Raw genomic sequence first — 13,515 nt, forward strand, 5'->3', positions numbered from 1 at the left:
TGACAGTAATATAATTACAATGAAAAAAATAGTAAGAGTCTTTATCGCAAGTGTTTTCGTATTGGTTGGATTTATAGTACAAACAATACAAGCTCAAAATCCGAATATCATTGTTATTCTCGCAGACGATATGGGCTATGGAGATATTCAAGCTTATAATCAAGAATCAAATATACCAACTCCCAACTTAAACACTTTGTGTGAGGAAGGGTTGGTATTTACTGATGCCCATACAAATTCGTCAGTTTGCACACCAACCAGGTATGGAGTATTAACTGGAAGATATGCTTGGCGAACAAGGCTTAAAAGAGGCGTTTTGTCGGGGTATTCAAATCATCTTATCGATACTTCGAGAGCTACCATTGCTTCAGTTGTTAAACGTAAAGATTACAATACTGCAGTTATTGGGAAATGGCATTTAGGTGCTGATTTTGCCTGGAAGAACGGGTCTTGTCCTAAAGAAGCAGATGGATTGCTTTATGTGGCGGAAAACAATGAAGTTGATTATAGTTTGCCGGTAAAGAACGGTCCAAATCAATTGGGTTTTGATTATTCATTTATTATTTCCGGATCATTGGATATGGGGCCGTATGTTTATTTGGAAAATGGTTTGGCTACAGCCATTCCTGATCATATGTTCCCGGCATCCAATTTCCCGGCTTACCTAAGGAAAGGTGAAATAGCATCTGATTTTAAGCATCGCGAAGTATTGGATGAATTCACTCAAAAAGCAGTAAGCTATATTGATGAACAGGCAAAAACTAAAAAACCTTTTTTGCTTTATTTTGCATTGACTGGTCCGCATAAACCCGCCTTGCCTGCTAAACGTTTTATTGGAAAATCAGGACTTGAAGCATATGGCGATATGGTGGTACAGGTAGATTGGACAGTAGGTGAAATAAACCAGGCGCTAAAAAAGAATGGTATTGAGGAGAATACGCTAGTGATTTTCACCAGCGATAATGGCTCCTATATGTATAAAATAGGCGAAGATCAACCTGACTGTTTTGTTGACCAGATGGTTGAGGGGTATCATGCATCAAATCATAGAGCAAATTATATTTGGAGGGGAACGAAAACGGATATCTACGAAGGCGGACATCGGGTTCCCTTTGTTGTAAAGTGGCCAGAAGTGGTTAAGGATGGAAATACATCAGACAAAACGATTTGTTTAACAGATATATTTGCTTCTATTGCCGAAATTACGAATGCGAATGTCTCATCAGAAATGGGGCCGGATAGTTATAGTTTTGCAAAAGTATTATCTGGTAAGGAAGACATTAAACGGCCTTCTATTGTGCATCACTCTGTAAATGGTGTGTTTGCTGTGAGACAAGGGAAATGGAAAATGATTTTCTCCAATGGCTCGGGAGGAAGGGAAAAACCTTCAGGAAAACCTTTTGGAAAGCCTTACATGCTGTATGATATGGAAAATGATCCGCAGGAAGCTAGTAATGTAATCCGTGCAAATCCAGAAGTCGCAAAAAATATAGAGGAATATTTAAATCAGGTGATGATAGATCAAGACTAGGTGTTAAGTGATTTGATAACCTAGCAGTATAACAGACCTTTAGGTTCAATCGATTAATAACTAAAATTACAAAAAAACAACAAAGGCTACCCATTTGGGCGGCCTTTGCTTTTTTGGTCTTATCTTCCTTTAGGAATTTCTTTTAAAATCTTTTCGTATTCTTTGAATTTATGTTTACGAATGGGTCTGATTTTCGGTTCTGTTGAGAAATGAAGCAATAAACAAGGTGAAATGTTTTTATATTTCTCTACGTATTCATAACCTACAAATTCACTGTTGCTAATCCGTTGTTTAATTGTGTTATGGTATGGATGCATTATTTGGATTTAAAATTTTATTTTCTTTTTCAGAATTTCAATGTAAGTTATTTTTTTTTAGCTATACCTTCCACAACCGACCAATCGTAAAAACGTTCAATCCAACTATCAGTTGCCAATCCTTTTTTACGCATTCCAAAACCATGACCACCTTTTGAGTACATGTGTAATGCAACGTTTAAACCCATTTTGTGATACGAGTTGTATAATTCAATAGAACCAGGAGCTAAACCCAGAGGATCATCAGAGGCGCAAACAATAAACATGGGTGGTGAATTTTTTTGAGGAGTTTGAACAGGCATTTCTGTTGTCCACGGATAAACTGGGACTAAAAAATCAGGTCTGTTTTCCTCTGAATAATTATAAGCGACTCCCATAGTTACGGCACCGCCTGCCGAAAAGCCCATAAAACCAATTTTATCTGGCTTGATATCAAATTCCTTGGCGTGATTTCTTACGTAGGATATTGCTGTTAATCCATCAGTAATAGAAAGTGGAATCACCCTTGCTACTTCCTCGCTTATTTTTGCAGGATTGGTTTTAGATAATTCGCTAATTTCAGCAACAGCATCTTCTCCTGTTGGTACCAAACGATATTTTAATACAAAAGCGGTAATTCCTTTTTTTGCAAGCCATTTTGCAACATCTTTTCCTTCGCTATTAATGCTGTGAGCATAAAGCGCACCACCGGGAGCAATAATCACCGCAGCACCACAATTGTTTTCTGCCGAAGGCTTATAAACTAGCATAGTCGGAATGGAAACATTCGTAACCACTTGTGTTGTCCATATTTCAGAGTAATAGTCTTTCTCACCACCTACCCAATTTACATCGCTTGGGTTTTCGTAAGGAAGGCTGATCGTATCTTGCGCGTAAGTGAACAGAGAGAAAGAGATGAATAGAATTACTAAAATTTGTTTTTTCATTATTGAATAGCTGTTAATTTGTTTTTTTCGTCAAGACACATAATTATTGCTTCTAATAATTGTTGTTTCCCAATTGGTTTTGAAAGATATAAGTCGCAACCTGTTAATAGTATTTTTTCCCGGTCTCCAGACATAGCATATGCGGTTTGTGCAATTATCGGAAGGTTTGGTGTCATGTTTTTTATTTGTTTTGTGGCTTCGTATCCATTCATTACAGGCATGTTTATGTCCATTAAAAGTAGATCGATATCTTTATTAGTTTTGCAATAATTTACAGCCTCCTTACCATTTTTAGCCTGAATGCAAGTAACACCTTCTTTTTCGAGTATTTCTACTAAATACCAATAACTTGTTGCATCATCTTCTGCAATTAATATGGTTTTTCCCTTTAAACCGAGTTCTTGTTGAAGTACTGTAGTGTGGTTCGGTATTACTTCTTCCTTATTTAACGGAATTGTGAAATAAAAGGAAGCACCTTTTTCTTCTTCCGATTCAACCCAGATTTCCCCTCCCAATAAATTAATTAAACGCTTACAGATTGTTAATCCTAAACCGGTTCCTCCATATATTCGTGTTTGCGATTCATCTACTTGCCTGAATACTTCGAAAATTAATTCTTGTTTATCCAAAGGAATACCAATTCCTGAATCGGTAACATGAAATTTTAGCATTGGAATTTGATCCTGAATAAATTCACTACAGCCGAATTCAACTGTTCCCGAATGTGTAAATTTCAATGCATTTTTCAAGAGGTTGAGTAGAACTTGTTTGATCCGATTTTGATCTGAAATTAAGATGGAATTAATGTCACCAAGATCAGTATTTATATTGACCGTGATCTCTTCTTTTTTAAGAATAGCTTGTTCACTCTTAATTATGAATTGCACTTCATCCAGCATAGTCTGAATTAGGAAAGGTCCATTTTCAATTCTTACATCTCCCGTTTCTATAAGCGATATATCAAAAAGATCTTCGATAAGAGCTAGTAAATTATTACCACTCTTGTTTATTATTGTAGTAAAATTGAGAATGTTTTCTATTTTTGAATCTTTATTAATGAGTTCTGAAAATCCGATTACCGCATTTAGTGGCGTTCTCAATTCATGAGACATACTTGCTAAAAAAGCCGATTTTATCCGATCACTTTTTTCAGCCTCCTCCTTGGCTATAATCAATTCTCCTGTAAGTTTTTTTCTTTGGGTAATGTCTTCTATCATGGCCAAATGACATGGTTTCCCTTCAGCCTGGACATCTACTTTCGCAACGGTTAAAGTGATCCATACATGGGATCCGTCGGATTGCAACAATCTTTTTTCTACCGTGAAATCTGAAATTTCGCCAGAGTTAAGCATTGCCATGTTATCCAATTGTTTCTGTATGTCATCAGGATGTGTTAGCGACTGCCAATCGGAATGGGATAATTGCTCTTTTGGGTATCCTGCAATTTTACAATATTTGGAATTTATCTGAAGGAATTTGCCATCCAAAGAGTTTACCAGAGCAATTCCTAAAGGAGCTTCTTCAAAGATCTTTTTAAATTTCGCTTCACTTGTTTTTCGTGAATTTTCGGCGTTTTTTTGTTTGGTAATATCAGTTATGAAACCTTCTAATGAGATCAGCTGATCTCCATCAAATACACCACGGCCACTCTCCCAAACCCAATGTATTTCACCATCCTTATTTCGAATTGGGTATTCTTCTTCAAGTACACCTTTTCTGCCCAGTGTTTCCTGCCATTTGTCCCACAACAAGTCACGATATTCAGGAAGAATAATTTGATTGAAATTAATTTTCTTTTGCTCGGTAAATTCAAGAGAAGTATAGCCGGTAATTTCTTTGCAACCTTCACTTATGTACTTCATTTGCCAATCTCGGTCGTTGGCACAACTATACACAAAGCCAGGAAGGTTATCGAGTAAAGTTTCCATTTTACGTTTGCTTTCTTCCAATTCGGTCATTTTATTTTTAATGTCCGCGCTAAGCTCCTTGTTTTCCTCTCTTAATTTATCCTCCGCATCTTTAATACGAAGCATAACATTCAATTGAGCAATTAATTCTTCTTCCTCAATTGGTTTTGAAAGAAATGCATCGGCTCCTATTTCCAATCCTTTAATCCTGCTCTTTTTATCACCACGCATGGCGGTAATTAAAATAATAGGAATGTGCTTTGTTTTTGCTTCCTCTTTTAATTTTGCACAAATCTCAAAACCATCCATTCCAGGCATAATAATGTCTAAAAGAATAGTGTCAGGCTGTTCTTGTATTGCCGTTTCGATTCCTTCAGAACCCGACTGACAGGTAATAATTGTGCAAGTGGGGTAGTATCTTTTAAGTATGGCACGATAAACTATTAAATTATCGAAATTGTCGTCAATAGCTAGAATCTTTCTCATAGATTTAAATAAAGAAGTTTTCAATTTTAGATAGAATTTCCAAATGCCCAACAGGTTTGGTTACATATTCGTCGCAACCAGCTTTTAGGATTGCTTCTTTGTCTTCAATCATTGCCATTGCAGTTAACGCAATAACAGGAATGTGTTGTGTTTTTGTATCGGACTTAATTCTCCGGACTACTTCCAGTCCTTCTATTTTTGGTAAGGCCATGTCTAAGAGAATTAAGTGTGGACATTCTGATTTAATCATTTCCAGTCCCTGTTCACCATCAATTGCTTCATGAATTTCGTATTTGTCACCCAATATTGCTTTAATTGTAACCATATTATCCGGATTGTCTTCAATGATAAGCACCTTAGCCTTCCGATCCTTCTCTAGTTTTATTTTTGAACAAGTATGGTTTCTATGTTCGAAAGGTATTCTCTCTTCTGTTTGAGCAAACATTTTATTAATTTTCTCAAGTAAGGCTCTAATATTAACGTCTCCCTTTTGTATTAGTTGTTGTACATTATTGGCACTTAGTCTATTTAGGTCTTCTCTTGTGAGATCTTTAGCAGTTAAGATAACAACTGGGATATTTACCGTATGTTCCTTATTTCGAATTTGTTCCAATACTTCAAATCCATCAACATCAGGCATCATTAAATCAAGAATTATGCCATCGGGAATGGTGTGTTTTATGTATTCCAGTGCTTCTCGGCCTCCTTTGGCAACATCTACCTGATACCCCTCTTGTTTGAGAACCTGCTTCATTTGAATTATGGCTGTATCGTTATCTTCAATCATTAATATTCGTGTGTTTTCACGAGATTTATTTAGTGTGCTTGTATTATAGTTTTGAGCGTCTGAAGAAAGCTGTAAATTTTCTTCTAACTGATTTAGTTTGTTTTTTGTATCAGGAACAGAATAGAGAATAAATGGAGAAGCCTCTTTTTCTAAATGCCAAACAAGAGGTAGTGTGAGTGTAAAACAAGAGCCTTTATCAACTTCACTTCTAACCGTTATTTCACCTCCAAGCATTCTCACTAATTCCCTTACAATGGCCAATCCAAGACCAGTACCTTCATATTGGCGCGAAGAACTGCCATCTATTTGCCTAAACTCATCAAAAATACTTTCCAGATTTTTATTTGATATTCCAATGCCGGTATCCTTTACTTCAATTTTGATTTGGTCTTTATCATGAAAGGCTGAAATAACAACTTTTCCTTTTTCTGTGAATTTTATTGCATTGCTTACTAAATTGGTTAGTATCTGGCTTAATCGAACTTCATCAGAGTCGAAATAGGGTAGATTATCGGAGTAATTAAAATCCAGTATTATTCCCTTTTGAATAGCAAGAGGCTGGATGTTTTCCTTCAGAAGTTTCAGAATTGGATTAAGTTGAATTTGAAGGGGATATACATCCATTTTCCCAGCTTCTATTTTCGATAAATCTAAAATGTCATTTATTAATTGCAAAAGATTCTTTCCATTTCTTTCTACAATTTCCAAGTATGAATTTTCCTCTTCATTTAGCTTATCTTTTGCTTGCATAATTAAGGTTCGGGAAAGCGCCATAATGGAGTTCAAAGGAGTTCTTAATTCATGACTCATGTTTGAAAGAAATTCGCTTTTCAAACGATTAGCTTCCTTAACTTCCAGTGATTTTGATTCCAAATTTGAGTTTTGCACATTTAGTTCCGTTGCCTGATTTTGAAGTTCAAGTGATTGTTCCTGTAATTCGTTGGTCTGCTCTTTTAATTCTTCTGATTGCGCCTCTAGGGTTTGATTGATAATGACTAAACGATCAGCTAAGGTCTTGGTTTTTCTGGCCGAAATTAAATTCTCAAAAGCTGTGTTTATACTAAGACTCGACAAGGCAAGGATATCTCTGCTTTCCGGTGTGAATTTATCTAGATTACTAAGGGAAATAATTGCTGATACTTTGTTTGCTTCAATAATGGGGAAGCTAATAATCTCCATAGGGGCGTATTCTCCAATACTGGTGCTAAACTCAAAACCAGGATGATTTTGCAACCCATCTATTATTTGCATTTTTTTCTTGTGAATTGACCAAGCAAATTCACCAGGAGGATTAGTCATTGGAAATTCTTGTAATGCATTTTTATTTGCTCCTATTGATGCAATACTTTTATAGCGCTTTTCATCTTCGTTAAGAATGTAAAAATTAGCACTATTCGATTTTGTTACCTCCATCATGCATTCGATAAGTTTAGCCGCAAAATCTCTAAGTTTAATTGACGCAATTATCGATTTACTAATAGACGAAACACCATTTTGAACATTCACTCGGGTACGAAGTGCATCGGTCATGTTGTTAATTCCTTCGGCCAAAGAATTCAGTTCATCATTGGCGGTAATTTCATTTCGGATGTTTAAATTTCCTTGCTGAATGGCTTCCGAAACCTTATTCATTTTTTTGATAGGGCGCCTTATACTTTGGGTTATTTTGAATGAAATATAAATGCTTAAAAAGGTGCTGACAATCAATATTAATAGGATGATGCGAAATAGTAATTGACCTCTTGCTACTGTTGCGTTTCGAAAAGAGTCTGCTTTCTGATTTGCAAAGTCTTTCATCTTCTTAATTTTCTGGTTCAGTTCCCGAATGTGCAAAGCTCCTTTCCCTTTGGTGATTTGTGCAGCCTGATCTTTTTCTCCGATTTTTGCCAGTGCGATAACTTCAGCACGGATAGGTTTCCATGCCTTAAATGAATTCCATGCTGCCGTTACATCATTTAAATCGCCAAGAAATTCATTGGTAACTATTGTAAAAAGCCTGTTTATCTCTTCTTGATGTGCATTTACAGATTTTATTTCGGAATTAATTTCGTTTTCATCTTTAGCAAGAACAATGTCTTTCATCGATCGATGAATAGAAATGATATTGGTTTCAATTTCCTGTACAGAATTACTCACAGTGTACGGATGATCAAAAATATCGTCAATAGTAGTTATGTGTTGATTCGAATTCCAAAGAGCAATTAGTCCAATACTAACAGTGAATAAGGTTAGGAAAAGAAAGCCTAAAAAAAGACGAAGCCCGATGGATAAATTTCTTAGTTTTAGCATAAAATAAATTGTTTACCGATGTTGAAATTGGATATTGAGGCTGCTTATAATTTGTTGTATATTTTGAAATAGATTGATTCTTTATGGAATCTTTTTTCATAGATTCCTGTTGGTTCTTCAGCTTCACCGAGTATTAAAAAGCTTGACGAATTCATTGATTTATACAATTTGTTAAATATGATTTCCTGATATCCCTTATTGAAATAAATCAAAACATTTCGGCATAAAATCAAATCGAAATCGCCGTAAATACTTTCCTCCGGAGCATACTGCTGGTTGTTTAAAAGGTTGAAGGCTGAAAAATGAACCATCTCCTTAATTTTTGGCAGAATTGTATATTTTCCATCAAGTTGCGAGAAATAATTAGTGATAATTTCAAGTTTTGTTTCTTTCAACGACTCTGCTGGGTATTCCCCTTTTTTAGCAAAATCCAATGATTTTTGATGGATATCTGTAGCAAAAATACTTAGGTTGATATGTAAATTATTTTTCTGTAAATAATTATCAATAAGAATGCTAATAGAATAAGCTTCTTCACCTGTAGAGCATCCTGCAGACCAAATTCGGAGTGTCGGATTATTTGCCTTTATTTTGTTGTTGATAATTTTAGGAATAATGATTTTGGACAGATACTCAAAGGTGAATGAATTTCTGAAAAAGTGACTTACATTAATTGTTAGAATATCTTGCAGAGCTTCAATTTCATTCGTATTTTTTTTCAAGTATTCCAGATATTCCGAGTAGTTGTTAGTATTTGTCGCTAACATTCTTCTTGTAATTCTACGATGCAAGAAACCAGGTTTGCTTCCACATAGGTCAACCTTCGTTGAAAGGAAAAGAAGACTCAATATTTCATGAAGTTCTTTGCTTACTATTTCCTCTTGGAGATTATTTGGCATCGTAGGTTAATTTTCATTCACATTCAACATCTACAAAAAAGTCTAACCCGATGATGTCAAAATAAATCACCTTTTTCGAATGATAACAGAAATGCAGTAAAATAGAACAGAAAGTTTTGACTCAGCTTTATCATCACTCCTATTTTAGGAGTAATATATAAAAGTAGAAACTCCACAAACATCACTAAAAATCGTTATTTCTAAGTAAATAAGCAATATAAATAGGATTTAATTTTAGGAGCCAAAACGCTACTATTTTCCAGTTGAAAATGAAGGCTATTTTTTATGGCAAACAGGGCAGGTTGATTTATGGAGCTTACTACAAAAGTGAAATGAGTTGGATTAGTTGCAAACGATTTCATTGTTGTACCTTTAAAATTGGGACTTTATCGTAAGAAAGATAAGTAGGAAATAAGTATCTTTGTGATTAATAATACTCCTAAGCATAAAAACCAAAATTTAAGCGCGTATGATAAATGAAATTGTAAAAGTTCATGACAAATTTTCAGTTGAGATTAAATTGGGGTATGAACCCCGTAAAGATCGAAAGGTGAGTGATTTTTCCATTAAAACCTGGCTTTTTATTCCCAGTGGTTTGGATATTAATTCTTCTACCTATACAAAAGAGGACTTTTACAACGATTTTAATTCAAACATTCGTCTAATTACACCGCCTTATTTGTTGAGGGATATTGCTTTAGGTGATCATTCTGTATTTCATTATTTAGAGGAAGCTTTTCATAAAGTGGCCAATCATCCCAACCCTAAAAACGAAGCCAACTATGAGTATCACATTCGAATGTTTCATATCATTCTTCGGTCGTCGATGCAAAGGGAAATACAACACATTCTACGAAACGAGTTTGCTGATGATCGTCAGTATCTTATTAATGAGTACCTTTTAAATGTAAGGAAAATTGGATTACACTATCGCGATTTGCGCCGAATTGTGAATGTTTCTACCATACGAAAGGAAATGTTTGATTACTACTTGTTTGGCGACGAGTTTATGAGTAGTCAATTTGAGCAACATTCTTATTATTTGCATCGGGGATTGCAAAAAATTCATCATTCCGAATTCGAGAAAAGTAAAGACGATATTCTGAATTTAATTAGAGATGAGATTGCTTACAAAAAAGGCAAAGGTTATCTGGTGATTGAAGAGAAGCCTCATGATAAAAATCGCTGGTTTGTGCATCGTCAGGGTGCATTTAAGAAATATTTTGAAGGTCAGTTATTACTAAACTCTCGTAAGAAAAAAGAGGGCGTTTTGGCCATGCAGATATTATACAGTATGGCTGCTGGTTTGGCAATGATTTTTGGAGCGTCGCTGACCTTTATTTTTCAGAAAAGCCTAGGAACCTTAACCATGCCTTTATTTGTGGCTTTGGTAATTATATACATGCTTAAAGATCGAATTAAGGATCTTAGCCGACTTTATTTGGTGGGAAAAATCAACAAGCGCTTCTTCGATCATAAAACTATTATTCGGGTAAAAGGAGATGAGGAAATTGGTTGGTGCAAGGAGGGTTTCGATTTTGTTGCAGAGGATACTGTCCCTTTGCGTGTAATGAAACACCGAAATCGCTCTCGAATAGTTGATGTCGAAAGTCGGGGAGTGGGAGAGAAAATTATTTTTTACCGCAAGTTGCTTAGGCTCGATAAAAAAGCCCTGAATAATTCTTATGGAGATTACAACATTACTGGCGTGGTCGATATCACTCGATTTAACGTGTCTCGCCTGATCCAGAAAATGGATGATCCTGAAATTCCTCTTTACTATTTAAAAGATGATGAATTCGAGAAGATCTTAGGAGAAAAGGTGTATTTCGTAAATATGGTTTTTCGCTTTAAATTGGATGATGAAACCAGTTATCGTCGGTACCGGATTATTTTTAACCGAAAAGGAATTAAGAAGGTGGAGAAAGTGTAAAACAACACTTGTAAACCTACAAAAAGAGACTGTATCAATTTGAAACAGTCTCTTTTCCTTTGATATTAAGCAGATTAAAAATATGAATTCTTAAGTTAAGCTCCTTCTTTAATCAATAAATGACTGAAAACCTGCTTAACACAATCTTTGTGAGAAAAATAAGAATTGCTTTTTAATCAGTTAAAAACTCATATAGTTCTTCTTGGCTTAACCATTCAATTGATTTCAGTAGTTCTTTGCGAAATAAATGTTCTTGATCTGAATTTCTTTCTGCGAGTGTCATGATAAATCTTCCTAATTTTACAGTTACGAATTCATAAAATCAATAAATACATACTTGTAAAAGTATTCGAATCGCGATTCATTCTATTTCGATAAAAATAGAAACCAAAATAGATAGGGAGAGGATTGTAGCTGTTTTGTAAGGGTGAGAAAGCAGATGGTTGGAGCACAATTTTATTGGCAGGTCAGGAGTTTTTTTTATTTGTATTTCTTGATATTTTTCGAAATTAGCAAAGTCGTATACTTTAAGGAGTATAAAACAGGATAACTAAACCATTTTAGAACTTAGTTTCCCAACCAAATAAATTCGATCCGAATGCCACTTGGTTCGTAACACATCATGTGTTTTGCAGAGCCGTTATTGAGTAATTCAGGTGCAAATTCAATTTTGATTCCGTTTGTTTCGAGTTTTTTGTGAAGCTGAAGCAGAGATTCTTCCGATTCAACCTGCAAGGCAAAATGGTGCAAACCAACATTCTTTTTTCTATTGAATGCTGCAGTAGGCTCCTCGATACTTGCCCAAAGGGTAATCATTATTTTTCCATCACTCACAAATATTGCTGGATATTCGGGCTTTCGACCTACTTCTGTCCATCCCAATATATGGGTGAAAAATTTGGCGCTTTCTACCAATTTAGATACAGTAAATCCAATGTGATGAGCACCCGATGTTACTGGTTTATTCTGACTTTCCTCTTGGTTCGATATAGCCATAATTGTTGTTTTGTGTGTTTCAAATTTATTTTGTTGAGCAGAAAATAGACCCGCGAATAATTAATTTAAATTACATCTTTAATTTAAGACATTCAAGTCCTTTTCTGAATCTCGTTAATATCGAGTCAATCTATTTTCTGAGAGAAAGAGAATTTCGATGTGTTTATTTAAAATATTGAATTGAAATTATTGTAGACTTGTTGTCAAATAAAACCCATATCTCATTTTTGTGTTTAGCTATTATTAATCAGATGATTGATCGATTTGTTTTTTTTGTTTTACCAGTTAATAAGATTTAATTTTACCAGATTACTGATAATGACAGAGGAATTAATTTTTTCAATTATCCGTTAAGAAAAGAATTGTGAAATTTAAAAAAGAGGAGGTTTGTATGAACAAGATTAAAATGATTTTGCTGACGGGTTTTGTATTTGTGCTTTCTAGCTCTTTGCAGGCGCAGTACATTATCGAACAGCTAGAGTATCAAATTCCCATTAACTACGAATTAGTTTCGGAGGATATGGACTTTGAAGATGCTGCTGATGAGGCCCGGTTTTTTCTTCAGCTTTCTGAAAGTAAATTGAAAGATGCTGCTCAGAGAGAATATGGAGAAATTGAGATGATTGCATCAACAATTTATATCGACGGCGATAACTTTACCGTGGAAAGTACCTCACCGGAGGAAGGGAAAACTACTGTGATCTTTAACCACAACAAAGGCCTGATGTACTATGTTCTATGGTCGCAGGAGAAGATATTTGTGGTTTTAGAAGCCGACATGACAGACATTCAGAAAGATGCTGAAGCAGCAATGCAAAAAATGATGGCTCAGCTTTCGCCTGAAATGCAGGAACAGGCAAGAATGGCGATGAAAACTGAAAAGGGAAATCAGCAGTCTGCTAAGCAAATTACAGAAACTGGCAGGAAAATGGTTAAATACGGGCAAAAATGCACCGAATATCTGCTTGAAGACGAGCAGGAGATAATGGTAATCTGGGCCTCGGATGATAGTATGGGTTTGGCCCTAAAAGCAAAAAGTATGTCCGATAAATTAGCTGAAATTTTTCCTTCGATGGATGAGGAGGAGCAGGATGAATGGGAATTCGTTTCTGGGAAAATACCTATTGAAGTGCGCACCTTTCGACTCGATGTTATGGCCGGAGCTAACATGGAGATACAGGCAATTACCCGAATCAGTAAAACCACACCACCTGCCGAAAAATTTATTTTACCTGCCGAGGCTGTCGGCTTCGAGAGAAGTTCGTTTAAAGAGATGATGAAACAAATGCAGGAAATGATGCAGGGAATGGATGAAGAGTAAGAGAATACCGGTTTTAGTCTAAATGAGGCAAAAAAAATAATGATTAAGACTAAACAGTGATAAAACTCCCTGTCAGTGCATTCAATCTGATTGGGGAGTTTTACATGCAAGTGATTTCGAATT

General features: G+C 35.4%; 8 protein-coding genes. 3 read left to right on the forward strand and 5 right to left on the reverse strand.

Features of this window, described 5'->3' with window-relative positions; translation table 11 throughout:
- The first annotated feature begins 19 nt into the window (after positions 1 to 19).
- Positions 20 to 1,531 (forward strand): sulfatase family protein, encoded by a 1,512-nt coding sequence (locus ALGA_RS13975; RefSeq protein ID WP_197705561.1) that lies wholly within the window; start codon positions 20 to 22, stop codon positions 1,529 to 1,531.
- A gap of 364 nt (positions 1,532 to 1,895) precedes the next feature.
- Here the strand turns inward: ALGA_RS13975 and ALGA_RS13985 are convergent, their stop codons facing one another.
- The 4 genes from ALGA_RS13985 to ALGA_RS14000 are packed head-to-tail and all read right to left on the reverse strand — an operon-like array spanning position 1,896 to position 9,142.
- Positions 1,896 to 2,774 carry an alpha/beta hydrolase gene (locus ALGA_RS13985; protein ID WP_096430021.1) on the reverse strand — a complete coding sequence of 293 codons (879 nt, stop codon included), beginning with the start codon at positions 2,772 to 2,774 and terminating at the stop codon, positions 1,896 to 1,898.
- The gene (locus tag ALGA_RS13990) at positions 2,774 to 5,167 is read right to left on the reverse strand and encodes a response regulator (protein ID WP_145957636.1); all 2,394 of its coding nucleotides are present in this window, start codon (positions 5,165 to 5,167) and stop codon (positions 2,774 to 2,776) included. The genes ALGA_RS13985 and ALGA_RS13990 overlap by 1 nt, the downstream gene beginning before the upstream one ends.
- A 4-nt stretch (positions 5,168 to 5,171) precedes the next feature.
- Positions 5,172 to 8,243, reverse strand: coding sequence for a response regulator (locus tag ALGA_RS13995; protein ID WP_096430025.1), 3,072 nt, complete (start codon positions 8,241 to 8,243; stop codon positions 5,172 to 5,174).
- A gap of 44 nt (positions 8,244 to 8,287) precedes the next feature.
- Positions 8,288 to 9,142: a CheR family methyltransferase gene (locus tag ALGA_RS14000; protein WP_096430027.1), complete on the reverse strand. Its 855-nt coding sequence runs from the start codon at positions 9,140 to 9,142 to the stop codon at positions 8,288 to 8,290.
- A 469-nt stretch (positions 9,143 to 9,611) separates the two neighbouring features.
- Between ALGA_RS14000 and ALGA_RS14005 the strand changes: the two genes are divergently transcribed.
- Positions 9,612 to 11,075 carry a hypothetical protein gene (locus ALGA_RS14005; RefSeq protein WP_096430029.1) on the forward strand — a complete coding sequence of 488 codons (1,464 nt, stop codon included), beginning with the start codon at positions 9,612 to 9,614 and terminating at the stop codon, positions 11,073 to 11,075.
- A gap of 567 nt (positions 11,076 to 11,642) precedes the next feature.
- Here ALGA_RS14005 and ALGA_RS14010 read toward each other — a convergent pair.
- Positions 11,643 to 12,071 (reverse strand): VOC family protein, encoded by a 429-nt coding sequence (locus tag ALGA_RS14010; protein ID WP_096430031.1) that lies wholly within the window; start codon positions 12,069 to 12,071, stop codon positions 11,643 to 11,645.
- Between the two features lie 391 nt (positions 12,072 to 12,462).
- On the opposite strand from ALGA_RS14010, the gene ALGA_RS14015 reads away from it, so the two are divergent.
- On the forward strand, positions 12,463 to 13,392 hold the full coding sequence (locus ALGA_RS14015; RefSeq protein ID WP_096430033.1) for a hypothetical protein: 930 nt from the start codon (positions 12,463 to 12,465) through the stop codon (positions 13,390 to 13,392).
- The last annotated feature ends 123 nt before the right edge of the window (positions 13,393 to 13,515 follow it).

The sequence above is a fragment of the Labilibaculum antarcticum genome (assembly GCF_002356295.1).
GTDB lineage: Bacteria > Bacteroidota > Bacteroidia > Bacteroidales > Marinifilaceae > Labilibaculum > Labilibaculum antarcticum.

Excerpts from the sequence above, each read along its gene's own strand:
- ALGA_RS13975 (WP_197705561.1), top strand. The coding sequence starts at position 20 with ATGAAAAAAATAGTAAGAGTCTTTATCGCAAGTGTTTTCGTATTGGTT.
- ALGA_RS13985 (WP_096430021.1), bottom strand. The coding sequence starts at position 2,774 with ATGAAAAAACAAATTTTAGTAATTCTATTCATCTCTTTCTCTCTGTTC.
- ALGA_RS13990 (WP_145957636.1), bottom strand. The coding sequence starts at position 5,167 with ATGAGAAAGATTCTAGCTATTGACGACAATTTCGATAATTTAATAGTT.
- ALGA_RS13995 (WP_096430025.1), bottom strand. The coding sequence starts at position 8,243 with ATGCTAAAACTAAGAAATTTATCCATCGGGCTTCGTCTTTTTTTAGGC.
- ALGA_RS14000 (WP_096430027.1), bottom strand. The coding sequence starts at position 9,142 with ATGCCAAATAATCTCCAAGAGGAAATAGTAAGCAAAGAACTTCATGAA.
- ALGA_RS14005 (WP_096430029.1), top strand. The coding sequence starts at position 9,612 with ATGATAAATGAAATTGTAAAAGTTCATGACAAATTTTCAGTTGAGATT.
- ALGA_RS14010 (WP_096430031.1), bottom strand. The coding sequence starts at position 12,071 with ATGGCTATATCGAACCAAGAGGAAAGTCAGAATAAACCAGTAACATCG.
- ALGA_RS14015 (WP_096430033.1), top strand. The coding sequence starts at position 12,463 with ATGAACAAGATTAAAATGATTTTGCTGACGGGTTTTGTATTTGTGCTT.